Genomic DNA, 23,618 nt, shown 5'->3' with positions numbered 1-23,618 from the left:
ATATCGTTTCCCGCCATGTCTCTCGGACTTCTCGGCAAAAAGCTCGGTATGACCCGCCTCTTCGATGAGAAGAGCCAGGCCATGATTCCCGTCACCGTGATTGAAGTCAGCGGCAACACCTGCCTGCAGGTGAAGACCGTTGAAAAGGACGGCTACTCCGCTGTCCAAGTTGGCTATGATGACAAGAAGGAGTCCCGCACGGACAAGCCTTCGCTCGGCCACTTCAAGAAGTACGGCTCCACCCCGAAGTACAAGGTGCAGGAGTTCCGCTTCCCGGCTGACCAAGCTGCTCCGGAGACCCACACCGGTCTGGACACCTTCACCGCCGGCCAGTGGGTCGACGTGATCGGCACCAGCAAGGGCCGTGGTTTCCAAGGTGCGGTGAAGCGCCACGGTTTCGGCGGTCTGAAGATGACCCACGGATCCATGATGCACCGCCGGACGGGCGCCATTGGTTGCCGTTCCACCCCGGGCCGCGTCTGGAAGAACCAGAAGATGCCCGGACACATGGGTGATGTGCCGCGCACCACGCAGAACCTGAAGGTCGTCGCCGTGCGTCCGGAGGATGGCGTGATCCTGATTTCCGGCGCCGTCCCCGGTGCCAAAGGCAGCTACGTCACTGTCCGCCCCGCCAAGAAGAAGAAGACCGCCGCCGCCTGAGGCACAGCGTCTGAACCGTAACTCTCAAACGCATCCTAGTCATGCCCGCGAAAACTTTCACCGCTGACGCCGCGCAGAGCGCGAACATCCAGCTCGCCGATGCCGACAAGGGCAGTCAGGCCGTGCACGATCTCGTGACCGCTTACCGCGCCAACCGCCGCACCGGTTCCGCGAACTCCAAGACCCGTGGCGAAGTCCGCGGTAACAACAAGAAGATCTACAAGCAGAAGGGCACCGGTAACGCCCGTCACGGCGACAAGCGCGCTCCCATCTTCGTCGGTGGTGGTGTCGTCTTCGGTCCTCGTCCGCGCGACTACTCCAAGCACGTGACGAAGAACGTCCGCAAGCTTGCCCTGCGCCGCGTGCTTGGCGACCTCGTCCGCGAGGAGTCGATCAAGACCCTTGCTTCCTTCTCCATCGCCGATGGCAAGACCAAGTCCTTCGTTGCCGCCGTGACCGCCGAGGTCGAGGCCAAGAAGGTCCTGATCGTCGCCAAGAGCTTCGACGACAACACCTACCTGGCCGCCCGCAACGTGGGCTGGGCGCAACTGGTGACCGCTGAAAGCGTCAACGTCGAGGAACTGCTTCACGCCAAATCCGTCCTCGTGGTGGAAGACGCGCTCGAGACCCTCTCCAAGCGCACCGCCTGACCCCTTATCGCTGATACCGCGCCATGAAAGACATCTACCAAGTCATCAAGAACGTCCGCCTCAGCGAGAAGGCCACCATGCTTCAGGAGACCAACAACGAGGTCGTCCTGGAAGTGGACCGCAAGGCCAACAAGCTCGACATCAAGCGTGCCGTCGAAACCCTGCTGGGCAAGAAGGTCGCCGACGTCCGCACCCTCAACTACAGCGGCAAGGCCAAGCGCAAGCGCCGCGCCGACGAGGGCCGTACCAACCACTGGAAGAAGGCCGTGGTTCGCCTCAAGGAGGGCGAATCCTTCGACCTCGTCTGATTTTCTAACCGGCTAACCCCGAACAACCCTCAAGCGAGCCATGTCTCTCAAGGAGTTCACACCGAATACCCCGTCCGAACGCTACAAGGTGCTTCCGTCCTTCGACGAAATCACCAAGCACAAGCCGGAGAAGAGCCTTCTTTCCCCGCTCAAGAAGAGCGGCGGTCGTAACAACACCGGCCGTATCACCACCCGCCACATCGGCGGTGGCCACAAGCGTCACTACCGCCTGATCGACTTCAAGCGCGGCAAGTACGATGTGTCCGCCACCGTGGTGGGCATCGAGTACGATCCAAACCGCACCTGCCGCATCGCGCTGATCCAATACAAGGACGGCCAGAAGAGCTACATCCTGGCTCCTGCCGGTCTTGAAGTGGGTGCCACCGTGGTGTCCGGCGAAAAGGCCGCACCTAAGGTGGGCAATGCGATGCCGCTGAAGAGCGTCCCGCTCGGCACCGCGATCCACAACATCGAGCTGATCCCGGGCAATGGCGGCAAGGTCGCCCGTGCTGCCGGCCAGCAGGCTATCCTTTCCAACCGCGAAGGCGGCTGGGCGCTGGTCAAGATGCCTTCCGGTGAAATCCGCCGCTTCAACGAAGCGTGCTTCTGCACCATCGGCACCGTGGGCAACCGCGATCACATGAACGAAGTGTCCGGCAAGGCTGGCCGCACCCGCTGGCAGGGCGTCCGCCCGACCGTCCGCGGCATGTGCATGAACCCCGTCGACCACCCGAACGGTGGTGGTGAAGGTAAGTCGAAGTCCGGTGGTGGTCGCCAGCACCTTCTCAGCCCATGGGGCCACGCGAAGGGCCAGAAGACCCGCAAGCCGAAGAAGCAGACCTCGACCTTCATCGTCGAAAGCCGCCACGCCAAGAAGCGCTAAGCTAACCTTTACTAACCGAACTCATGCCTCGCTCTCTCAAGAAGGGTCCGTTCATCGACCAGAAGCTGCTGGCCAAGATCGATACTGCTGCCGCCGCTGGCGACAAGAAGCCGATCAAGACCTGGAGCCGCGCTTCGATGATCACTCCGGACTTCGTCGGCCTGAACTTCGCCGTGCACAACGGCAAGACCTTCGTCCCGGTGTATGTCACCGAGAACATGGTCGGCCACAAGCTCGGCGAATTCGCCCCGACCCGCCTGTTCCGCCAGCACGGCGGTATCGGCAAGAAGTAAGAATTCCGAACGCCTCCGTTCCCCATGTTCCGCCTGCGTTCCATCGCTCTCACTGCCACGGTCTCCGGACTGCTGGCAGGAGCATGGACCTGTGCCGCACAGGGGACGGATGTGGCGACGCTGCAGAGGGCTGTCGAAGACCTGCAGCGTCAGAACGAGTCGCTCGAGAAGAGCCTTGTCCAAGCGAATCGCGCGGAGAAGGAAGCTTCCGAGCAGCTCGCCAAGGTCCGCCTGCGCCTCGCGGCGCTGGGACGCGATCTTCTGGACGGTGGGGAGGAACGGCAGGTGCAAGCCGCCGCCGACCTCTTGCTGCACCAGGAGCGCGCCAAGAACTTGGAGGAATCCTCATCCCGCCTCATCGCCGCCATCACGGATTATCTCCGTCAGGCGGTTGCGGCGGACCCCGACGCCCGGCTTCGCGTCGAAACTGCTATCCGCGAGCTTGACGAAGTCCTCGGACTAAGGCAGAAGCCCGCCCCCGCAACCGCCGGCTCAGCCGGAAACGCGAGGGTGATGAACATCGATGCGGAAAGCGGCCTACTCGTCCTGAACGTCGGGGAAGCCCAAGGAGCCCGCATCGGCACCACTTATCGCCTCGTCCGCGGGGCACAACCTTTCGGCTCCGCCATCGTAGCCGACGTTCGCCGCAACGTGTGCGGTGCCTTCGTCGAAGAACTCGAGCCCGGACAAGGGCCCGTGAAATTCGGCGATACCGCCATCCTCATCACCGAATAACGCCTGCAAGGCCCACGCTAACGCCTCACCGACCCAGATCCATGGAAGTCAAGAGCACCACCAAATACGTCCGCTTGTCCCCGAAGAAGGCGCGCGACGTCGCCCGTGAAATCCAGGGGCTGCCCGTGTCGAGCGCACTCGACATCCTTACCTTCACCCCGAAGAAGGCTGCCTTTCACATCAACAAGACCCTCAAGACGGCGATCGCCGATGCGGAGAACAACTTCTCCCTGAGCGCCGAGTCCTTGATCGTGAAGGAAGCTGTCATCGGTGCCGGTCCGGTGCTGAAGCGTTTCTCCCCGCGTGCCAAGGGTTCCGCCGGTGGCATCCTGAAGCGCACCAGCCACATTTTCATCACCCTCGCCGAAGCGCCGGAAGGCGAGGCGAAGCCAAAGCGCGTCAACGTTTCCAAGAAGGCCGAGAACAAGGCCTGATCCCACACTCTCACCGCATTTCATCATGGGCCAGAAAGTCAATCCCATCGGTTTCCGCCTCGCCGTCTCCAAGGACTGGCGCTCCAAGTGGTTCGCCTCCGGCAAGGATTATGCCGAGAAGCTCCACGAAGACCTCAAGATCCGTGGCTACATGCGTGAGCGCCTGCAGTTCGCCGCGCTTGCCCGCGTGGTGATCGAGCGCGCTTGGAACAGCGTCCGCGTGACGCTCCACACTTCCCGCCCGGGCCTGATCATCGGCCGCAAGGGTTCGGAAATCGAGCGCATGACGAAGGAGCTTTCCGACATCTGCAAGGGTGCCCAGGTGAAGATCGACATTGTCGAAATCCGCAAGCCGGAGCTCGATGCCCAGCTCATCTGCGAGCAGGTGGCTGTCCAACTCGAGCGCCGTATCTCTTTCCGCCGCGCCATGAAGCGCGCCGTGCAAACCGCGATGGACTTCGGTGCCGATGGCATCCGTATCCGTTGCGCCGGCCGCCTCGGTGGTGCTGATATCGCCCGTTCGGAGTGGTACCGCGAAGGCAAGGTGCCGCTTCAGACCCTGCGTGTCCCTCTCGACTACGGCTTCGCCGAAGCCCGCACCGTTTACGGTGTGATCGGCATCAAGTGCTGGGTCAACAAGAAGGAAGACGACGGCAGCTCCCCGCGCCCGGAGCGTGGTGATCGCCGCGACCGCGACAATCGCGGACCCCGCCGCCCGCGCGGCAACCAGTAAGTTACATTTCAACCCGAACCATTTCCCAGGAGGACTGAGCCATGCCCTTGATGCCCAAACGCACGAAGTTCCGCAAGTCGCACCGCGGCAGCCGCGCCGGTAACGCGCAGCGCGGAACCACGGTCGCCTTCGGTGACTTCGGTCTCCAGGCCCTCGACCGCGGCTGGATGACCAACCGCCAGATCGAAGCCTGCCGTATCGCGATCAACCGCTTCCTCAAGCGTAAAGGAAAGGTCTGGATCCGGATCTTCCCTCACAAGTCGATCACCGCCCGCCCGCCGGAAACCCGTATGGGTAAGGGCAAGGGCGCCGTCGAGGCCTGGGTCGCCGTGATCCGCCCCGGCAACATGCTGTTCGAAGTCGCCGGCGTGCCGGAGTCGCAGGCCAAGGAGGCCATGCGCCTTGCTTCCTACAAGCTCGGTCTCCCGACCCGCTTCGTCGTCCGCAATCCGCACGCCTGAGGCACCAACCTTTAGAAAGAAGCAACATCATGCCTCAGACCAAGATCAAGGACATCCGCGAGTTCGCCGTGAAGGAGCTCGAGTCCAAACTCCGCGACCTCAAGGAAGAAGGTTTCAACCTTCGCCTGCAGCAGGCCACCGGGCAGCTTGAAAACTCCGCCCGCATCCGCGTGGTCCGCCGTGAGGCCGCCCGCATCCAAACCGTGCTCACCGAGCGCCGCAACGCCCAGGCCTGAGCCGACGCGCAGCACTAAGCAGCAACCACCAGCGATTCCATTTCCATGAGCGAGCAGCAGCAGCAGGAAACCGCCAAGCACGTCCGCAAGACGCGCGTCGGCGTGGTCACCTCCAACAAGATGAGCAAGACCCTCGTGGTCGAGCACGTCGCACGCGTCCCGCACCCGCAGTTCAACAAGATCGTCAAGCGGTCGAAGAAGTACTACGTGCACGACGAGAAGGGCGAGGCCCAGATCGGCGACAAGGTCCGCATCGTCGAAACCCGCCCTCTTTCCAAACTGAAGCGCTGGACGCTCGAGAAGGTGCTCTCGCACTAAATCGATTGCCGGTCCGCCCGATCAATTCACCACCTACGCTTTTTCTGCCATGATCCAGATGGAATCCCTCGTCACGGTCGCCGACAATACCGGCGCCCGCTCTGCCAAGATGATCGGTGTCCTCGGCAAGCGCTCCCGTACCGCTCAGGTCGGCGATATCATCACCGCTCACATCCGCGACTCGATCCCGACCGCTTCGGTCAAGAAGGGCTCCGTGGTGAAGGCCGTGGTTGTCCGCACTGCTTTCCCGATCCGCCGTTCCGACGGCTCCGTCCTTCGCTTCGATGGCAACGCGATTGTCATCATCGACAAGGACAACAACCCGAAGGGTACCCGTATTTTCGGACCCGTCGCCCGCGAACTGCGTGAAAAGCAGTTCATGAAGATTGTCTCTCTTGCACCCGAGGTTCTCTGAGCCCAAGGTTCTCGTTCCCACGCATCCATTTCCCATGAAGACTCACGTCAAAAAGGGCGACCAAGTCGAGATCATTGCCGGCAGCCATAAGGGCAAGCGCGGCACCGTGGTCTCCGTGGACGCTGCCAAGGGCAAGGTCGTCGTCGAAGGCGGCCGCACCATCAAGAAGGCTATCCGCCGCTCCGAGAAGAACCCCGATGGCGGTTTGATCGAGCAGGATGGCCCGGTCCATATCTCCAATGTCAAGAAACTGGGCTGAGGCTACGGCCTTTGCCCGCGCTTAAGCGCACCAACCAAAGCGCTGACCCGCTAAAACAAAATGAGCACCCCAGTACTGCAAAAGCATTACAAGGATAAGGTCGTGCCGGCTCTCAAGGAGAAGCTCGGTTACGCCAATCCCCATCAAATCCCGCGTCTCGAGAAGATCGTCGTGACTTCCTGCATGGGCAAGGCCCCGGACCGCAAGGTCGCCGTGGACGATGCCGTTGCTGAAATCAGCAAGATCACCGGCCAGAAGCCGTCGATCACCTACTCGAAGAAGGCCGTTGCAAACTTCAAGCTGCGCGAGGGTGAAGCCCTTGGTGCCCGCGTGAGCCTTCGTGGCCCGCGCATGTGGGAGTTCCTGCACCGCTTCATCAACATCACCGCCCCGAACATCCGCGACTTCCGTGGTATCCCTTCGAAGAACTTCGATGGCAAGGGCAACTACGCGGTGGGCTTCGCCGACCAATCCATCTTCCCGGAAATCGAGCTCGACCAGATCAAGCGCACCATCGGTTTCGACATCATCTTCGTCACCTCGGCCAAGACCGATGACGAAGGCCGCGCCCTGCTTACCGAGCTGGGATTGCCGTTCCGCGACGCCAAGAAGGCGGAAGGAGCAACCGAAGGCGCCGCTGCCTGAGACCACTGAATATCTCAAGGAACCACCATTATGGCCGTTCTCACCGATCCAATTTCCGATTTCCTCACCCGCTTCAAGAACTGCTGCCGCGCCGGCAACGAGCAGTTCCTGGCTCCTTACTCCCGCATCAAGGCTGACATCGCCAAGATCCTGCAGGAAGAAGGTTACATCTGGGGCTTCGAAGTCGTGACCGAATCCGGTCACCCTCAGCTCAAGGTCAAGGCCCGCTACGTCGATGGCCGCCCGGTCCTCACCGACCTGAAGCGCATCTCCAAGCCTGGTCGCCGCGTTTACTGCGGTGGCGCAGAAATGCCCCGCGTCCTTAACGGCCTTGGCATCGCTATCGTCTCCACTTCCAAGGGCGTCATGACCGGCGCCACGGCCAAGCGCAGCCAACTCGGCGGCGAGGTGATCGCTCACGTCTGGTAAACCCCAACCCGAGAAAGGAACACAATACCATGTCACGAGTTGGTCTCAAGCCCATCACCCTGCCTGCGAAGGTCAGCGTGAAGGTCGAATCCGGCAAGGTTCAGGTCGAAGGCCCGAAGGGCACGCTCGACCTCGCCCTTCCCGAAGGCATCACCATCAAAAGCGAGGACACCAGCGTCATCGTTTCCCGCGCCACCGAGGGTCGCACCCACCGCGCGCTGCACGGCACCGTCCGTAGCTTGGTGAACAACATGATCACCGGAGTCTCCCAAGGCTTCGTCAAGGACCTTGAAATCCAAGGCGTCGGCCTCCGTGCCGCCGTCAAGGGCAAGGACCTCGACCTGTCCCTGGGCAAGTCCCACCCGATCCTTCACCCGATCCCGGCCGGTATCACCGTGACCGTGAACGAGAACACCAAGATCAAGGTGGAAGGTATCGATAAGCAGCTCGTCGGGCAGTTCGCTGCCGACGTTCGCGGCTACTATCCGCCGGAACCCTACAAGGGCAAGGGCGTCCGCTATGTCGGTGAGCACGTCCGCCGCAAGGAAGGCAAGAGCGTCGGCAAATAACACGTCAACCTTTCCCGAAAATGAGCAAGATCAATCGCAAGGAAGGACGCCGTCGCATTCACGCGCGCATCCGGAAGAAGGTGTCCGGCACCGCGGAGCGTCCGCGCCTGGCCGTTCACTACTCGAACCAGCACGTTTACGCCCAAGTCATCGACGACGCCGCAGGTCGCACGCTTGCCTCGGCATCCACCCTCGACAAGAGCGTGGAGAAGTCGGCTTCGAACGTCGAATGTGCCGCCAAGGTGGGAGCGCTCGTCGCCGAGCGCGCCAAGGCAGCCAATGTCAGCGCCGTCGTCTTCGACCGCGGCGGTCACCTCTACCACGGCAAGATCAAGGCGCTGGCGGAAGCCGCCCGCGAAGCCGGTCTCCAATTCTAATCGCATTCTCGCCTAAACTGTCATGGTGACATCTCAAGATTCAGCTCCTACTCCTCCGGCACCTCAGCAAGGACCGCAGGGCCAAGGTCAAGGCCAGCAAGGTCCGGGCCAAGGTCAACAGCGCGGAGGCTACGGCCAGCGCAATCGCGGTGGCTTCGGTGGTGGCCAGGGTGGCCAAGGCCGTGGTCCTCGTGGCCCACGCCGCGACGATCGCCAGCCGCAGGAGACCGACGGTCCCCAGCTTGCCGAGAAGGTGGTCTTCATCAACCGCTGCGCCAAGGTCGTCAAAGGCGGCCGTCGCTTCAGCTTCTCCGCGCTCGTCGTTGCTGGCGACAAGGAGGGCAAGGTGGGCCTCGGTTTCGGTAAGGCCAACGAAGTGGCTGACGCCATCAAGAAGGCCGGCGAAGCTGCCAAGAAGTCTCTCAAGCCGATGAACATCGTGGAAGGAACCATCCCCCACGAGATCTACGCCGAGTTCGGCGGTGGCAAGGTGCTCCTGAAGCCCGCCTCTCCCGGTACCGGAATTATCGCCGGTGGTGGTGTGCGTGCCGTCTGTGAAGCCGTGGGCATCCGCGACATTCTCGCGAAGTCCATGGGTTCCTCCAATCACTCCAACGTGGTCAAGGCCACCCTCAAGGCTCTCACCCAACTTCGCACCCGCGACCAGATTCTTGGAACGCGCGGCAAGAAGAAGGAGAAGGCCATCTGAGGAATATTGAACATCGAACGTCCAATATCGAACGTCGAAAGTTATGAAACTTCACACTCTCGCTCCTAACAAGGGCGCCAAGCATCGGGTCAAGCGTCTCGGCTGCGGCGAAAGCTCCGGCCACGGAAAGACCTCTTGCAAAGGCAACAAGGGCCAGAAGGCCCGCTCCGGTAGCGGCACCCGCGTCGGTTTCGAAGGTGGCCAGATGCCCCTTCACCGTCGCTTGCCCAAGCGCGGCTTCAACAACATCAACTTCAAGACCAAGGTCGAAGTGGTGAACCTCGCCCAGATCGACAAGGCCTTCAACGATGGCGATGTCGTCACCGAGGAAGCCCTTCGCAAGGCGGGCCTCATCAACCGCTCCTGTGACGTGGTGAAGGTGCTCGGCCAAGGCGAACTGACCAAGAAGGTCACCATCGCCGTGGGCACCATCAGCGCTTCCGCCAAGGAAAAGGTCGAGAAGGCCGGCGGCAGCATTCAGGCAGCCGCCGAAGCCTGATGCATTGTTGTTCGTCCAATTCATGACGGATCCCCGGTGAGGAAGCGCTTGATCGCTTCCTTTCCGCGTTTACAAACCCGTCGCTTTTTGCACCCCGCTTTCACATGATCTCCGCATTCAGGAATACCTGGAAGGTACCGGAACTCCGGGACCGGATTCTCTTCACCCTCGCCATGATCATCATTGTGCGCCTTGGCGTGCACATCACCCTCCCCGGTGTCGATGGTTCGGTGATCGAGCGGTGGATGGAGCATGCCTCCAAGGATGGAGGAAATGCCTTCGGCGCCATGCTTACCATCTTCGCGGGTGGTGGCTTGCAACAAGCAGGGATCTTCGCGCTGGGGATCATGCCGTACATCTCGGCATCGATCATGGTGCAGCTGATGACGGCGGTGGTGCCGAAGCTGGCTCGCCTCGCCCGTGAGGACGGCGGCCGCCAGAAGATCACCCAGTATACCCGCTACATCACGATCGCGATCGCTCTGGTGCAGGGTTTCTTCGTGACCCGGACCTTGGCGAATCCTTCGACGATGTTCTACATGCAGGGCATCGACCAATACGGCCAGCTGGTGCCGAATCCGGATATGCTGTGGAAGATCACCACGGTGATCACCTTGGTAGCGGGCACCTTGTTGCTGATGTGGATCGGTGACCAGATGACCGAACGGGGTATCGGCAATGGTACTTCGATCATCATTACGGTGAACATCATTTCGGCCCTTCCGGGTGCGCTCGTCCAGACGTGGCGCCACTTCGTGGTGGGTTCGGAAGGCAATCCTTACCGCCCGGTCATGATGGTGGTGATGATTGCGATGCTGCTGCTTGTGATTGCCGGGACCATCGCGATTACCCAGGCGCAGCGCCGGATCGCGGTGCAGTATGCGAAGCGGGTGGTTGGCCGGAAGCAATTCGGCGGCCAGACGCAATACCTGCCTCTCAAGGTCAATTACGCGGGGGTGATGCCGATCATCTTCGCCACGGCGATTCTCTCGTTGCCGGCAATGATGATCACTTGGTTTGCCAAGGGTGCGCCTTGGGCTGTGAAGCTTCAGACCGAGCTTCAGCCCGGCGGCACATGGTATTACATCCTCGGCGGCCTTTTCATCTTCTTCTTCTCCTACTTCTGGGTGGCTACCATGTTCCAGCCTTCCCAGATCTCGGAAGACCTGAAGCGCAACGGCGGTTACATCCCGGGCGTCCGCCCTGGCAAGCCGACCGCCGACTTCCTGGACTTCACGATGACCCGCCTCACCTTTGCGGGTGCCATCTTCCTTACCTTGATCTTCGTGCTTCCGGCAGCGATCGGCCACCTTGTGGAACTTCCACCGGGCTCGATGGTTCTGCAGTTCTTCGGTGGCACTAGCCTGCTGATCCTTGTGGGCGTGGTGCTTGACATCATGCGCCAAGTGGAAACCCACCTGCTGCAACGCCACTACGACGGCTTCCTGCGCAAGGGCAAGCTGAAGGGTCGCTACGACCGTCTGGCCCAGACCGGCAATGCCGCGTCCAGCACGGCGCTCGTGTATCTTTGGGCGGTGGTTGGCCTGATCATCGTCGTGGCTGCGGCCGCATGGATCTATAAGGCGGGCCATTGATCGCCTGTCGTACCTCGTCCGTCATGCCACAACGATTCGTCCTTCTTGGTCCTCCTGCCTCCGGCAAGGGCACCCAAGGGAGGCGTTTGGCCGAGGACCTCGGCTTGGCCTACCTCAGCACGGGTGCCTTGCTGAGGTCGGCGGTGGAGGAAAAATCGGAGCTCGGTCGGAAGGCCGAGCCGATTCTCGCGCGAGGCGAATACCTCCCGGACGAGCTGATGAATCCTCTGTTGGGGGAGTGGCTCGCAAGGCACAGTGGCGGTTGGGTGCTGGACGGTTATCCTCGCAGCGTCGATCAGGTGGATTTCCTGGCCAACTGGCTCGAGGAGAAGGGTCAGCAATTGAGCGCCGCGATCCTGCTCGAAGTGCCCTTCGATGAGTTACTCGTCCGCCTGAGCAACCGCTTGGAGTGCCCCGAATGCCGCTGGTCCGGGCGTCGCCAGGATTTGAATGGTGCAGGCCGTTGCCCGGAATGTGGTGGCGTGGTTGCTCCCCGGGCAGATGATACCCCAGCCAATTTCCGCTCACGCTTCGCTGAGTATGAGGAACACACCCTCCCGGTCGTGGCCCGCTACGAGAGGGAAGGACTGCTCAGGCGATTCGATGCGACCCACAGCCCGGATGAGGTCGCCAAACGTTTTCTAGAACTCGTCAGCCAATTGAAAGCCCATGGCCAAGCGGCATAAGATCAAGATCAAGACTCCCCATGAGATCACGCGGATGCGCGTGGCCGGGGAGACCGCGAGCGAGATCCTCATGGAACTGGCAAAGTCGGTGAAGCCGGGCGTGACCACGCTCGAGATGGACCAGCTTGCCAAGGAGTTGATGAAGGAGCGAGACTGCAAGAGTGCTTTCCTCGGCTACCGCGGCTTCAAAGGACAGATCTGTATCTCGGTAAACGAGGAGGTGGTCCACGGCATCGGCGGCCCTCGCAAGATCCAGCCCGGCGACGTGCTGAAACTGGATGTCGGGATTGTTAAGGGCGGCTGGATTGGCGACAACGCCGTCACGGTAGCTGTCGGAGACATCCCCGATGAAACCCGACGCCTGCTGATTGCCACGGAAGAATCCCTCTTTGCGGCGATTTCTTATGCCCGCTCCGGCGAGCGTCTCGCAGACCTCTGCGGCGCCGTGGAGGATCACGTGAAGCCGCTTGGTTTCACCGTGGTACGCGAATTTGTCGGCCATGGTGTCGGTCGCGACCTGCATGAGGAGCCGCAGGTGCCGAATTACCGTCCACAAGGCAAGAGTCCGATCCTGATGCCGGGAATGGTCTTGGCGATCGAACCGATGGTGAATGCCGGTACGCCTTCCGTCCGGATCTTGGACGATGGTTGGACGGTCGTCACTGCAGACAGCAAGCCTTCTGCCCACTTCGAGCACACCGTCCTCATTACCGAGGGCGAACCGGAGCTGCTGACTTGGCGGCCACGTGGCGTGCCCGGTCTCTGAGAAGTGCTTCTCCTGCTGCTATCGTGGCAGAGTGGGTGCCGTCTGCATCAAGGAGTCGTCGACTTCTTGGAAACCGCGACCTGATAGGTCTTGATTGCCTCGGAAATTCCCATGGCAACGGCATTCCGATAAGCTTCGTTATGGATCAGGCGGGCTTCCAGCTGATGGGTCATGAAGCCGCACTCGATCAGGATCGAGGGATGCTTCACACCGGTGAGCACGCTGAAACGCGCGCGCTTGATTCCGCGATCGAAGGTGTTCTTGCCAAGCCGACGCGAGACGCGGCCGTGTACCGCGGTAGCCAGGGCCACGTTTGCGGAGTCGTGGCTGTTTCCGGTGCGAGCTTGGAAGTCAGAGCTATTCAGGCCACGGCCATAGTGAGACACGCCCACCGGGGAAAGAGTGAAAGTCTCGATGCCTCGTGCCGCGCTGCCACCGGAGTTGTGGTGGATAGAGATGAAGATCGCGTTCCCCTGGACGCGGTTGGCGACATCGACGCGCTCCTGCAAAGTCAGGTAGCGGTTTGAGTCGCGGGTCATGATCACCTTGTATTTCTGGGCGATGAGAAGCTTTCGCAGGCGCTCGGCGACATCGAGATTGTAGCCCGCCTCGGTGCCGATGCCATTGGTGGCACCCGGATCCTTGCCGCCGTGACCGGCATCGATGATGACCGTGTCGAAGGCGCCGGCATTGGCGATATAGTTCGGCCGAAGCACGGGATCGACCAGTTTGGCGAGGTCGATCCGGGAAATCCAAGCACGGCCACCGTTGTCTTCGACTTGGTAGCTGAACACGAACTTCACCTTGTTCATGAAGCACTCTTGCGAGCCGGTGCGCAGGGTCAGAAGTACACCCTTCCGTTTGTCCTTCGGGTCGGTCTTATCGAAGATGATCTGATTGCCGCTACGTTTGACGGAGTCGAAATTGTAAAACTCCTTCATGCCGTCCACCGCCACGTATTCGCGGCCGCTGATGGTCCGGGTCTCCCATGCGCATGCAATCATTTGGCCCACCCCGAGCCAGAGCAGCACGGCAAGGATCAGGGGGGATTTAAGGATAGTGGACTGCATGCAGTGGCTAGTGTCCGGACGGCGGTTCAGGGTTTGTCGACCGGAACGATAGGACAGCGTCACTATCTCATTTTCCCGCGTATGACAAATCCGTTTTCCGGGAAAACCCGGAGGCTTTGGCTTTTAGCTTGGCCTGTTCAGGAATTCTCCGCCGCATCGAATTTTGCACGACAGGCATGGATCCGCGCTTCGTTGTTGATGGCCCATGTCACAAGAGCGTGAACCGGATCAATCAGGGTTTTGCCCATTTCCGTGAGCTCATAATCCACGCGGGGTGGACGTGTCGGCAGGATGGTCCGGCTGATCAGCCCGTCTCTCTCCAGGCCGCGGAGGGTCAGCGTGAGCATCCGCTGGGAGATCCCTCCAATGCTTCTCATCAGCTCGTTGAAGCGCTTCGGGCCATGCCACAGATTGCCGACAATCTCGAGGCTCCATTTGTCTCCGATACGGCTGAGGATCTCCCGTTTCGAAGCCGGGCAAGTCTCTCCGGTATGCTGGGTGTGCTCTGGTGACATGAATGTGCCTCCTTGTGGATTAGGATGATTACCAGTATAGCGCAAGTTCCGATTCCAAAGGTGGTATCGAAAGTAGCCTAACTTACAGAAATGATGAATCCGCAATCGAAGAGCGTGAAAATCGCCTATTGGTCCACGACCGGTTTATTCGCCGCGCTGATGGGGTTGAGCGCCGTATCGTACTTCGCGAATCCAGCCCTGAAGGCGGCCTTTGCGCACGTCGGTTTTCCGGACTATTTCCGGATCGAATTGGGGGCTGCAAAAGCTTTGGGAGCGATCGCGCTGCTCTCGCCCTTGCCCCGGTGGCTGAAGGAGTGGGCCTATGCCGGCTTCTTTATCACCTTGGTTTCGGCCTTCATCGCCCACGCAAATGTTGATGGCTTGCAAGGGGCGACCTTCGCGCCTCTCGTGATCCTGGCATTGGCAGCAACGTCTTACGTCTTCTTTCGGAAGCGGGTCGCCTAAGAAAAGAGCATCATCCATTCGTCTGCGCTCCACGAGGGCGCGGACCGATGAGTGTCCTTGACGGTCCTTTCGCTTTCCCTCCCGGGATGCGGCTCCTAGCTTGCCGGTGTGACCGTTGAAACCGTTGGTGACTACCGTGCCCGCTGGGGCGAAGGCCCTCTGTGGTGGAAGGATTCCCTCCTCTATGTGGACATTGAGAACCATCGAGTGATCCGCTTCGATCCGGCCACCGGCGAAGAGGAGGTCTGGGAAGTGGGCGAGCGTGTCGGTACCGTGGTGCCGCGCGAAGCAGGTGGTCTGGTGATTGCCGGTGACAATGGTTTCCACTTTCTCGACACGGAGAGCGGCAAGCTGACCGCGCTAGGCGATCCGGAGCCGGACAAGAAGCCGGACAACCGCTTCAATGACGGAAAGTGTTCGCCGGACGGTCGCTTCTTTGCCGGCACGATCAGCTTGGTGAAGAAGACCGGGGATGCCCGGCTTTACCGCTTGGACCCCGATCTTTCGATTCACGAGGTTTTCGGTCCGGTCACGAACTCGAATGGGATCGTGTGGAGTGCGGATGGCCGCACGGTTTATTACATCGATACCCCGCGGAAAGAGGTGCTGGCCTTCGACTACGAAGCGGGTCACCTGACAAACTTGCGCAGCGTGATTTCGACCGCTCATCACGACGCTTCTCCGGATGGAATGACCATCGATGCGGAGGGAAACCTGTGGATCGCTTTCTGCCATGGGGCATGCGTCGCATGTTTTAGTCCGGAGAGCGGCCAGGAACTACGGAAGGTCGATCTGCCCTGCCTCGAAACCACCGCTTGCGCCTTTGGCGGACCGGATTTGGCAGATCTCTACGTGACGACTGGCCTGCATAAGAGCGTGGAAGAGGCGGATGCCGGGCGGCTTTTTGTGATCCGCGGCTTGGGCGTGAAAGGCCTTCCCTCGCACGGTTTCGCGGGCTGAAGCGCGCATCACCCAAAGCGCGTACACGGGAAATAATAGGAAAACAGCGGCTTCCTGCCATCGTAGGGATCGTTGTCTTCCTTTTCCCATGCTTCGCCGATTGCCATTTTTGCTTCTCTCTGCTGCGTCGTCGCCCGGCGCCGCAGAGAAGTCGGTATCGTATGCCTTCGAGGTGCGACCGATCCTCTCCGACAAGTGCTTCGCTTGCCATGGTCCGGATGCGGGGAAGCGCGAATCGGGCCTGAGGATTGATACGGCGGAGGGCGCATCCGCCCCACTGAAGGACTCTCCGGGCAGTGCGATCGTGCCCGGAGATCTGGCGAAGTCTGCGGCGTGGCAGAGGATTATCTCAAAGGATCCGGAGCAGGTGATGCCGCCTCCATCCTCTCACCTCAGCTTGAGCGATGAGGAAAAGGCCGTGCTGGAGAAATGGATCGAGCAGGGGGCGAAGTACGAACCCCACTGGTCTTTTCAGCCGCTGCCGAATGAGGTTCCGGTGCCGGAGCCGAAAGACCCAATGTGGGCGAAAGACGCGATCGATCGCTTTATCCTCTCCCGCCTTGATCAGGAGGATCTGAAACCTTCGCCGGCTGCGGAGCCATTGCGTTGGCTGCGCCGTGTGACTTTGGACCTGACCGGACTGCCGCCTTCGCTTGAAGACATCGCTGCGTTTCAGGCGGCAGCCCCGTCCGATCTGCCTTCGGCGAAGATGGCGATTGTGGATCGCTTGCTAGCGAGTCCGCGTTTTGGCGAACACTTCGCCGTGCCGTGGCTGGACGCCGCCCGCTATGCGGATTCCTATGGCTACCAATCGGACCAGCTTACGGCATTCTGGCCGTGGCGGGATTGGGTGGTGCGTTCGTTCAATGCGAACCTGCCGGTTGACCAGTTCATCACTTGGCAGGTTGCGGGTGACCTTTTGCCGGACGCTACCCGGGACCAGAAACTGGCGACAACTTTCAACCGCTTGCACCGTCTTACAAACGAGGGTGGTTCGGTAGCCGAAGAGTTCCTTGTGGAGAATATGGCAGACCGCGTGCACACCTTTGGCTCGGTCTTTCTCGCGCTGACCATGGAGTGCACCCGCTGCCATGATCACAAGTACGATCCGGTCAGCATGCGGGACTACTACTCGCTGGGTGCGTTCTTCAATTCGATCCCGGAGCGCGGCTTCTACAATTCCCAGTCGATCCAGCCATCGCCCGGCCTTTTACTGCCTGATGCGGATCAGGAAAAGCAGCTGGAGGAGGCGAGAGGACAGGCCGCCGGCGCTTGGGCTGTGCTGGAGAAGCGGAAGGCAGAGAGTGACGCCGATTTCGATGCATGGCTTGCGAATGCCCCATCGCTCCCGGCAACCGGAGACCTCGTGTCCCATGTGACCTTCGATGGCGATGGTCCGGCCGGAGGCCTGGATGACGGGGCGGGCGCTGCCCAAGCCAAGGGCAACGGATTAGCCCGGGTCAGCGGGAAATCGGGAGCTGCGGTGAAGCTGGATGGCGACACCGGAGTGTCTTTGCCAGGACGCTTGGAGTTTGATCGCTGCGATTCCTGGACCGTCGCGATGACGATCCGGGATACCGTGGGGAATCCGGCACCGGTGGTTCTTCTGCACCGCAGCTTTGGAACGGACGTCGGCTTCAACGGCGTGGAACTCTTGCTGGCGGATGGCCATCTGGAAGCACGCGTGGTGAGGGACTGGCCGGGCAATGCCATAGGTGTCCGTGCCCTGCAGAAGATCCCGCGCGAACAATGGGCACAGGTGGCGTGGAGCTACGATGGATCCAGTAGTCCGGAAGGAATGAAGCTCTATCTGGATGGAGTGTTGCTGGAAACCGAGGTGACGGCGGACGCGATCTGGAAATCAATCGCAACGCCGGGCCACGGTGATGGGGTGGCGACAATCGGCCAACGTTTCCGGGATCGCGGCTTTCTGGGTGGGGAGGTGGATGACCTGAAGATCTTCAAGAGAGCTTTGAGCCCGCTGGAGATGTCTGCTCTCGCGGAGCCACAGCGATTGGATGCCGCGATCGCGGACCCGGCGGCGAGCCGTGCGGTCTTGAAGGAGGCGTGGCTTTCGGCAGTAGACGTGGTTTCGCGCGATGCAGTTGCAAGGCTTCGGGAGGCCCGCGCGGGAGTGATTGCGGCGGAAGACGCGATCTTCGAGATCCCGGTGATGCGGGACACGGAGCGGCCGAGACCCGCTCATGTTCTCGCTCGCGGTGCCTACGATGCTCCGCGGGGCAAGGACAACGAAGTCACACGCGACACCTTCTCGCAGATCCTGATTCCCTTTCCACAAGATGCACCGCGGAATCGCTTGGGGCTGGCTCGGTGGCTCACGGACTCCCGGCATCCCTTGACCGCGCGGGTCTTTGTGAACCGCGTGTGGGCGAGTTTCTTTGGAAGCGGGATCGTGGAGTCTTCGGATAATTTTGGCCTCCAAGGTTCGCTGCCGAGTCATCCCGAGTTGCTGGATTGGCTGGCACGAGACTTCATCGCTCACGGTTGGGATCTCAAGCGGCTATGCCGCCAGATCGCGCTGAGCTCGACGTATGGTCAAGATAGCAGGATGCGCTCCGATCTCAGGGAGAAGGATCCGGCGAATCGCCTGCTGGCGCGCGGGCCGTCGCGGCGGCTTTCCTCGGAACAGATTCGGGATTTTGCCCTTTCGGCCTCCGGCTTGATGCAGCAGCGGGACGGCGGCCCGCCGGTTTCTCCTTATCAGCCCGGTGAAGATCTTTGGCGGGAATCGAATACGATGTCGCCAGCGTACCAGCGCTCGCAGGGGGCGGACCTTTACCGGCGTTCGCTTTATTCGGTGTGGAAGCGCACGGCTCCGCTGCCGAACATGCTCGCCTTTGACAGTCCGACCCGTGAGGTCTGTACGATCCGTCGTCCGCAGACGAATACTCCGCTGCAAGCGTTGGTGCTTTTGAATGACGCGCAGTTCGTGGAAGCAGCGCGCTCCCTGGTTGCGAAAGTAAATCCTCTTCCGCCGGAACAGCGCATTCCGGCCGCTTTCGAATCCTGTGCATCGCGTGCTCCCAGCGAGAGGGAAGCCAAGCTGTTGTCCGCGCTGCACCAGGAGCAACTGGAAGTCTTCAAGGCCGACCCTGAAAGCGCGAAGAAGATCCTCGCGCTCGGCGATAGCCCGGCCGCGCGTGATCTCGATCCGGTGGAAGCCGCCGCGATGACCGTCGTTTGCCAAGCGATCCTCAACCTCGATGCCTCGATTTGGAACCGATGAATCCTCCTCCTGATTCCCTGTCCGGTCTGACGCGCCGCCATTTCTTCAAGTCCGGTGCATCCGGTATCGGGGGGGCAGCATTGGCTTCGATGTTTGGCGAGAGCCTCCTCGCCTCGGCGGCTCCGAAGTTCGCGCCCAAGGCAAAACGGATCATCTATCTTTTCCAGTCCGGGGGGCCTGCCCAGCAGGACCTCTTCGACTACAAGCCGCTGCTGGTGGAGAAAAATGGCGAACCCTTGCCGGATCATGTTCGCGGCGGCCAGCGCCTTACGGGCATGTCGGCGCAGCAGGCATCGATCCCACTGGCCGGTAGCCATTTCAAGTTCGCCCAGCACGGGCAATCCGGTGCCTGGGTGTCGGAACTCATGCCGCACACGGCGGCGATCGCGGACAAGCTGTGCTTCGTGAAATCGATGTACACGGATGCGATCAATCATGATCCCGCGATCACCTTTTTCCAGACCGGCTCGCAGATCGCGGGCCGCCCTTCGATGGGCGCATGGCTCTCCTACGGCCTTGGCTCCGACAATGCGAACCTGCCCGGCTTCATCGTGCTCGTGTCGGCAGGGCAGGGGGATCAGCCGCTCTATGCGCGCCTGTGGGGGAACGGCTTCCTCGACTCGAAATATCAAGGAGTCCAGTTCCGCTCTGGAAAGGATCCCGTGCTCTACCTTTCGAATCCGGATGGCATCTGCCGTTCGGGACGGCGTGCGATGTTGGACAAGCTTTCCGCGCTCAACCGGGTGCAGTTCGAGAGCGAACTCGATCCTGAGATCGAATCCCGAATCGCCCAATATGAGATGGCCTATCGCATGCAGACCAGCGTGCCGGATGTGACCGACCTTTCCGCTGAGCCGGAGTCGGTCTATCAACTTTATGGGGAAGATAGCCGGAAGCCAGGGACCTTTGCGGCGAACTGCCTGCTTGCCCGCCGGCTTGCGGAGCGCGGAGTGCGTTTCATCCAGCTTTATCACCAGGGCTGGGACCAGCACGATAATCTGCCCGGCGCGATCCGTGGCCAGTGTCAGGAGACCGATCAGGCCTCGTCCGCGCTGGTACGGGATTTGGAGCAGCGGGGCCTGCTGGAGGATACCCTGGTGATTTGGGGTGGGGAGTTCGGGCGCACCTCGTACTCCCAGGGAAAGCTGACGAAGGACAACTACGGCCGCGACCATCACCCGCGTTGCTTCACTCTCTGGATGGCGGGTGGCGGTATCAAACCGGGGATTTCTCACGGCCACACCGATGCTTACGGCTACAACATCGCTGATGCGGACGGGAATCCCCTTCACGCTGACAAGCATATCTACACGCCCGGAGCCGTGCATGTGCATGATCTCCAGGCAACCATCCTGCACCTGATGGGGATCGATCACACCGCGCTGACCTATCTCCACCAAGGGCGGCGTTTCCGCCTTACGGATGTCCATGGCCACGTGGTGAAGGAACTGCTGGCCTGAACATTCCCCAGGGTTTTCACCGCTTTTTCATCCCCGCTTCCGGCTTGCGTGGCAGAAAGCTTCCGCAATGATGTCAGGCGTGGAAGCCGTGAGAGATGACTTGCCGGATCGGTTCGGCGCGATGCTGGTCAAGGAGCTGCGCCAGAACATGCGGCGCGGGAGCTTCGTCTACCCCTTCCTGGGCATCCAGCTCTTCGCGGTCATGGCGCTGCTCTATGAACTGCGGACGGAGGCTGCCTACAGTTCCGCGAAGTATGCCGGCATGCTGAACATCGACATGCTGGTGGATTCGGGACCTTTCTGGATCATGGTCGCGGTGATCTGCGCCGTGATCATGCCGCTGGGTGGCCTGGTGCTGATGGGCCAGGAGTTGGAGGAGGGGAACCACGAGCTCCTGTTGCTGACGAAGCTGAGCCGCTGGAAGGTGGTGAGGGGGAAATTTCTCACGCTCTGGGGGCTTTCCGTGCTGACCTTCGTGTCGCTGCTGCCCTACGTCATCGTGCGCTTCAACGTGATCGGCGGTATTGAGGCGATTGATCAGATCGGGTGCTCCCTCACGGTGGTCGCACTTTCCGCGATGATGTGCGCCGGGGCGATCGGAGCCTCTTCGTTCCGCGGGTTGATGGGCCGCATCGGGGCGATGCTTCTTTTTACCGGCTCGATGATTGCGGGCTGCTGGGTGCCGCTCTTTTTCAGCGCCATGCGTGAGGAGAAGTGCGGAGTCTTCTATCACCTGAACGGAGTGGCTGCGACGATCTGTTACACGATGCTAGGGCTTTCCTTGGCCCGCTCTCGACTGCGCCTGGTGGTGCACGCTTACGAGGTGAAGCCCAGCTACATGGTCATCGGTCTGCTCGTCTTCACGCCTTTCGTGGTGGCGATGTCCACGGCGATGACGGTCGGCTATGCCGGATTCACCGGTCTGATCGGGATGACTCTGGTGGCGATGTATGCGGACGCGACGCCGAAGGCTCCGGCCTGGGTGAAGCCACCGTCACCCAATGTGCCGCAGCCTCCGCCCATGGAGAGCCCTTCGGCCTGAGAAGGCCGGGCTAGGATGATTGCGACGTGATTCCCTACTAGCGGGCGAAACAGCAAGCGCTCATGGTGGAGGGGATGACCTCGAAAACCCTAGCGCTGCTCCTTCTGGCCGGGTCCGCCATGGCGGAATCCTTTCCCGTCACCATCCGCGTCGATGCCGCGCGGCCGGGTGCCGAGCTGAAGCCGATCTGGCGATTCTTCGGTGCGGATGAGCCGAACTACGCCTACATGAAGAATGGCGACGAGTTGCTGGGTCATCTCGGATCCATGAAGCCGAAAGAAGTTTTCTTCCGTGCCCATAGCCTGTTGGTGACCGGAGATGGAACGCCGGCGCTGAAGTGGGGATCGACAAACGCTTACACCGAGGATGCCCAGGGTAAACCCGTCTACGACTGGACCATTGTGGATCGGATCTTCGATACCTATCTGAAGAATGGAGTGCGGCCTTACGTCCAGATCGGGTTCATGCCTGAGGCACTGTCTGTGAAGCCGGAACCCTACCGGCACCATTGGACGCCGCTCGCGAAGTACGACGATATTTACACCGGCTGGGCGTATCCTCCCAAGGATTGGGCGAAGTGGGAAGAGCTTGTCTACCAGTGGGCCAGGCACTCCGCGGAAAAGTACGGCAAGGACGAGGTGCTGAAGTGGTACTGGGAAACTTGGAACGAACCGAACATCGGCTACTGGCGTGGCTCGCGTGAAGAGTTCTTCAAGCTGCACGATCACGCCGTTCGCGCTGTGCGCCGTGCGATCCCGGAAGCCAAGGTGGGTGGTCCCGATTTGGCCGGCGGTGCGGGCGGGGATTTCCTGAAGGCCTTCCTCGATCACTGCGTGAAGGGCAAGAATCTGGCGACCGGCGAAACCGGAACTCCTACCGATTTCATTTCCTTCCATGCGAAGGGCCAGCCGAAAGATGTGAACGGGCGGGTGCAGATGGGGATCGCGAATCAACTCCGTGATATTGATGGCGCCTTCGCCGTGATCGCCCGCTATCCGGAATTCAAGGACACGCCGATCGTAATCGGAGAGTCGGATCCGGAGGGGTGCGCTGCCTGCCAGGGCCCGAATCTGGCATACCGGAATGGCACGATGTACTCGAGCTACACGGCGGCGAGCTTTCCGAGGAAACTTGATCTCGCTGACAAGCATGGCGTGAATCTGGAAGGGGCACTCACCTGGGCCTTTGAGTTCGAAGATCAACCTTACTTCGCGGGCTTTCGCTCTCTCGCGACGAATGGCATCGACAAGCCGGTGCTGAATGTCTTCCGCATGTTTTCGAAGATGGATGGACTGCGGCTGCCGGTGGCGAGCGATTCCGCGGTGTCGCTGCCGGACATGCTGCGCTCCGGAGTCCGCGGCAAGCCGGATGTCTCGGCGCTCGCGGCGATGAAGGGCAAGAAGATGACCGTGCTCGTCTGGCACTATCATGATGACGATCTCCGGGGCCCGGATGCCGAGGTGCGTGTCGATTTGCTTGGGGCACCGAAGGGCTTGCCGAAAGTGAAGCGTTACCTTGTCGATGAGACGCATTCGAATTCCTTCACGGCGTGGCAAGCGATGGGTTCACCGCAGCAGCCGACCGCTCAGCAGATCACGGAGCTTGAAGACGCTTGCAAGCTTGCGGAGCTCAAGGAGGAGCCGCGCTTCATCGAAGAAGAGAATCTCTCCGCCGTGATGCTCACCCTGCCAAGGCAAGGGGTGACGCTTTTGGAAATGGAATGGGAATGATCTCTCAGGCCCGGATCCGGAATTCTTCCACGGGCGATCCGCCTAACAGGTGCTCGGTGACCACGCGATCGAGTACCTCTGGCGTGCAGGAGTGATACCACACGCCGTCCGGATAAACGACCGCGACAGGCCCCCGGATGCACACGCGAAGGCAATCCGCTTTCGTGCGCAGGATGAGCGGCGCTTCCTTGCCAAGCTCCCCGAGCCGGCGCTTGAGAAAGTCCCACGACTGCAGGCCAATCGCGGGATCGCAACACTTCGGCTTCGAGGCATCGGCGCAGAGGAAGATGTGTTTCTCCCCGCGGCCTACTCCTGCGGCTCGTGCTGCCGCTTCCAGCTCCGCGTCAATTTCCATGGGCCGATCCATCCAGATGGCGGCAGCCGAGTCGAGCCCCGTCCGCCTTGAGGGTTTCGGATTGATTCGGCAGGGAGCTCCGTGTATGTCCCGTCCCGTCATGCTTCTGGCGTC

Annotated in this window: 31 protein-coding genes; 28 read left to right on the top strand and 3 right to left on the bottom strand. The window is 60.9% G+C overall.

The annotated features are described in order from the left end of the window. The first annotated feature begins 15 nt into the window (after positions 1 to 15). The 22 genes from rplC (at position 16) to map (ending at position 12,660) form a co-directional block, all read left to right on the top strand. Positions 16 to 660 (top strand): 50S ribosomal protein L3, encoded by a 645-nt coding sequence (gene rplC / locus HHL09_RS09725; RefSeq protein WP_169454409.1) that lies wholly within the window; start codon positions 16 to 18, stop codon positions 658 to 660. 41 nt (positions 661 to 701) lie between these two features. Beyond that, entirely contained in the window at positions 702 to 1,310 is a 609-nt protein-coding gene (gene rplD, locus HHL09_RS09720; protein ID WP_169454407.1) for a 50S ribosomal protein L4, read from the top strand. Between the two features lie 23 nt (positions 1,311 to 1,333). Continuing rightward, positions 1,334 to 1,618: a 50S ribosomal protein L23 gene (gene rplW, locus HHL09_RS09715; RefSeq protein WP_169454405.1), complete on the top strand. Its 285-nt coding sequence runs from the start codon at positions 1,334 to 1,336 to the stop codon at positions 1,616 to 1,618. A 40-nt stretch (positions 1,619 to 1,658) separates the two neighbouring features. After that, positions 1,659 to 2,501 carry a 50S ribosomal protein L2 gene (gene rplB, locus HHL09_RS09710; RefSeq protein WP_169454403.1) on the top strand — a complete coding sequence of 281 codons (843 nt, stop codon included), beginning with the start codon at positions 1,659 to 1,661 and terminating at the stop codon, positions 2,499 to 2,501. A gap of 23 nt (positions 2,502 to 2,524) precedes the next feature. Next, positions 2,525 to 2,794: a 30S ribosomal protein S19 gene (rpsS, locus tag HHL09_RS09705; protein ID WP_169454401.1), complete on the top strand. Its 270-nt coding sequence runs from the start codon at positions 2,525 to 2,527 to the stop codon at positions 2,792 to 2,794. Between the two features lie 24 nt (positions 2,795 to 2,818). Next, on the top strand, positions 2,819 to 3,529 hold the full coding sequence (locus tag HHL09_RS09700; RefSeq protein WP_169454400.1) for a hypothetical protein: 711 nt from the start codon (positions 2,819 to 2,821) through the stop codon (positions 3,527 to 3,529). Between the two features lie 41 nt (positions 3,530 to 3,570). Then, the gene (gene rplV, locus HHL09_RS09695) at positions 3,571 to 3,963 is read left to right on the top strand and encodes a 50S ribosomal protein L22 (RefSeq protein ID WP_169454398.1); all 393 of its coding nucleotides are present in this window, start codon (positions 3,571 to 3,573) and stop codon (positions 3,961 to 3,963) included. Between the two features lie 25 nt (positions 3,964 to 3,988). Then, the gene (gene rpsC, locus HHL09_RS09690) at positions 3,989 to 4,696 is read left to right on the top strand and encodes a 30S ribosomal protein S3 (RefSeq protein WP_169454391.1); all 708 of its coding nucleotides are present in this window, start codon (positions 3,989 to 3,991) and stop codon (positions 4,694 to 4,696) included. 41 nt (positions 4,697 to 4,737) lie between these two features. Further along, positions 4,738 to 5,157, top strand: coding sequence for a 50S ribosomal protein L16 (gene rplP, locus HHL09_RS09685; protein WP_169454389.1), 420 nt, complete (start codon positions 4,738 to 4,740; stop codon positions 5,155 to 5,157). A 29-nt stretch (positions 5,158 to 5,186) separates the two neighbouring features. Then, the gene (gene rpmC, locus HHL09_RS09680) at positions 5,187 to 5,393 is read left to right on the top strand and encodes a 50S ribosomal protein L29 (RefSeq protein ID WP_169454382.1); all 207 of its coding nucleotides are present in this window, start codon (positions 5,187 to 5,189) and stop codon (positions 5,391 to 5,393) included. A gap of 45 nt (positions 5,394 to 5,438) precedes the next feature. Next, entirely contained in the window at positions 5,439 to 5,711 is a 273-nt protein-coding gene (gene rpsQ / locus HHL09_RS09675; RefSeq protein WP_169454380.1) for a 30S ribosomal protein S17, read from the top strand. 49 nt (positions 5,712 to 5,760) lie between these two features. Then, complete coding sequence (gene rplN / locus HHL09_RS09670) at positions 5,761 to 6,126, top strand: 50S ribosomal protein L14 (RefSeq protein ID WP_169454377.1); 366 nt, start codon at positions 5,761 to 5,763, stop codon at positions 6,124 to 6,126. A 34-nt stretch (positions 6,127 to 6,160) separates the two neighbouring features. Continuing rightward, positions 6,161 to 6,385, top strand: coding sequence for a 50S ribosomal protein L24 (gene rplX, locus HHL09_RS09665; RefSeq protein ID WP_169454375.1), 225 nt, complete (start codon positions 6,161 to 6,163; stop codon positions 6,383 to 6,385). A 60-nt stretch (positions 6,386 to 6,445) separates the two neighbouring features. Then, on the top strand, positions 6,446 to 7,030 hold the full coding sequence (gene rplE, locus HHL09_RS09660) for a 50S ribosomal protein L5 (protein ID WP_169454373.1): 585 nt from the start codon (positions 6,446 to 6,448) through the stop codon (positions 7,028 to 7,030). Between the two features lie 30 nt (positions 7,031 to 7,060). After that, positions 7,061 to 7,459: a 30S ribosomal protein S8 gene (gene rpsH, locus HHL09_RS09655; RefSeq protein ID WP_169454371.1), complete on the top strand. Its 399-nt coding sequence runs from the start codon at positions 7,061 to 7,063 to the stop codon at positions 7,457 to 7,459. Between the two features lie 29 nt (positions 7,460 to 7,488). Then, positions 7,489 to 8,028: a 50S ribosomal protein L6 gene (gene rplF / locus HHL09_RS09650; RefSeq protein WP_169454368.1), complete on the top strand. Its 540-nt coding sequence runs from the start codon at positions 7,489 to 7,491 to the stop codon at positions 8,026 to 8,028. A 20-nt stretch (positions 8,029 to 8,048) separates the two neighbouring features. Then, positions 8,049 to 8,405: a 50S ribosomal protein L18 gene (gene rplR, locus HHL09_RS09645; RefSeq protein WP_169454366.1), complete on the top strand. Its 357-nt coding sequence runs from the start codon at positions 8,049 to 8,051 to the stop codon at positions 8,403 to 8,405. A 22-nt stretch (positions 8,406 to 8,427) separates the two neighbouring features. Next, positions 8,428 to 9,114, top strand: coding sequence for a 30S ribosomal protein S5 (rpsE, locus tag HHL09_RS09640; protein ID WP_169454364.1), 687 nt, complete (start codon positions 8,428 to 8,430; stop codon positions 9,112 to 9,114). A 43-nt stretch (positions 9,115 to 9,157) separates the two neighbouring features. Further along, a complete protein-coding gene (rplO, locus tag HHL09_RS09635) occupies positions 9,158 to 9,613 on the top strand; it encodes a 50S ribosomal protein L15 (protein WP_169454356.1) in 456 nt (151 codons plus the stop codon). Between the two features lie 104 nt (positions 9,614 to 9,717). Beyond that, a complete protein-coding gene (gene secY, locus HHL09_RS09630) occupies positions 9,718 to 11,208 on the top strand; it encodes a preprotein translocase subunit SecY (RefSeq protein WP_169454354.1) in 1,491 nt (496 codons plus the stop codon). A 23-nt stretch (positions 11,209 to 11,231) separates the two neighbouring features. Then, positions 11,232 to 11,894 (top strand): adenylate kinase family protein, encoded by a 663-nt coding sequence (locus HHL09_RS09625; RefSeq protein ID WP_169454352.1) that lies wholly within the window; start codon positions 11,232 to 11,234, stop codon positions 11,892 to 11,894. Then, the gene (gene map, locus HHL09_RS09620; RefSeq protein ID WP_169454349.1) at positions 11,878 to 12,660 is read left to right on the top strand and encodes a type I methionyl aminopeptidase; all 783 of its coding nucleotides are present in this window, start codon (positions 11,878 to 11,880) and stop codon (positions 12,658 to 12,660) included. Before HHL09_RS09625 ends, map begins: the two co-directional genes overlap by 17 nt. 47 nt (positions 12,661 to 12,707) lie before the next feature. On the opposite strand, the gene HHL09_RS09615 is transcribed toward map, so the two are convergent. After that, positions 12,708 to 13,730, bottom strand: a complete 1,023-nt coding sequence (locus HHL09_RS09615) for an N-acetylmuramoyl-L-alanine amidase family protein (protein WP_169454347.1) — start codon at positions 13,728 to 13,730, stop codon at positions 12,708 to 12,710. 137 nt (positions 13,731 to 13,867) lie between these two features. Then, on the bottom strand, positions 13,868 to 14,245 hold the full coding sequence (locus HHL09_RS09610) for a winged helix-turn-helix transcriptional regulator (RefSeq protein ID WP_169454344.1): 378 nt from the start codon (positions 14,243 to 14,245) through the stop codon (positions 13,868 to 13,870). Between the two features lie 90 nt (positions 14,246 to 14,335). On the opposite strand from HHL09_RS09610, the gene HHL09_RS09605 reads away from it, so the two are divergent. From HHL09_RS09605 to HHL09_RS09580, 6 genes are all read left to right on the top strand, one after another. Then, positions 14,336 to 14,710, top strand: coding sequence for a DoxX family protein (locus tag HHL09_RS09605; protein WP_205761013.1), 375 nt, complete (start codon positions 14,336 to 14,338; stop codon positions 14,708 to 14,710). A gap of 108 nt (positions 14,711 to 14,818) precedes the next feature. Next, positions 14,819 to 15,670 (top strand): SMP-30/gluconolactonase/LRE family protein, encoded by an 852-nt coding sequence (locus HHL09_RS09600; protein ID WP_169454342.1) that lies wholly within the window; start codon positions 14,819 to 14,821, stop codon positions 15,668 to 15,670. 88 nt (positions 15,671 to 15,758) lie between these two features. Continuing rightward, on the top strand, positions 15,759 to 18,917 hold the full coding sequence (locus HHL09_RS09595; protein ID WP_169454339.1) for a DUF1553 domain-containing protein: 3,159 nt from the start codon (positions 15,759 to 15,761) through the stop codon (positions 18,915 to 18,917). Beyond that, a complete protein-coding gene (locus HHL09_RS09590; RefSeq protein ID WP_169454338.1) occupies positions 18,914 to 20,377 on the top strand; it encodes a DUF1501 domain-containing protein in 1,464 nt (487 codons plus the stop codon). Before HHL09_RS09595 ends, HHL09_RS09590 begins: the two co-directional genes overlap by 4 nt. Positions 20,378 to 20,456: 79 nt before the next feature. Beyond that, the gene (locus HHL09_RS09585; RefSeq protein WP_169454337.1) at positions 20,457 to 21,419 is read left to right on the top strand and encodes an ABC transporter permease; all 963 of its coding nucleotides are present in this window, start codon (positions 20,457 to 20,459) and stop codon (positions 21,417 to 21,419) included. Positions 21,420 to 21,493: 74 nt separating this feature from the next. Further along, positions 21,494 to 23,149 carry a GH39 family glycosyl hydrolase gene (locus HHL09_RS09580; RefSeq protein ID WP_169454336.1) on the top strand — a complete coding sequence of 552 codons (1,656 nt, stop codon included), beginning with the start codon at positions 21,494 to 21,496 and terminating at the stop codon, positions 23,147 to 23,149. A gap of 4 nt (positions 23,150 to 23,153) precedes the next feature. On the opposite strand, the gene HHL09_RS09575 is transcribed toward HHL09_RS09580, so the two are convergent. Then, positions 23,154 to 23,504, bottom strand: a complete 351-nt coding sequence (locus tag HHL09_RS09575; RefSeq protein ID WP_169454335.1) for a (2Fe-2S) ferredoxin domain-containing protein — start codon at positions 23,502 to 23,504, stop codon at positions 23,154 to 23,156. Between the last annotated feature and the right edge of the window lie 114 nt (positions 23,505 to 23,618).

The sequence above is a fragment of the Luteolibacter luteus genome, assembly GCF_012913485.1.
Lineage (GTDB): Bacteria > Verrucomicrobiota > Verrucomicrobiia > Verrucomicrobiales > Akkermansiaceae > Haloferula > Haloferula lutea.
This window is presented reverse-complemented; position numbering and strand designations above follow the sequence as displayed.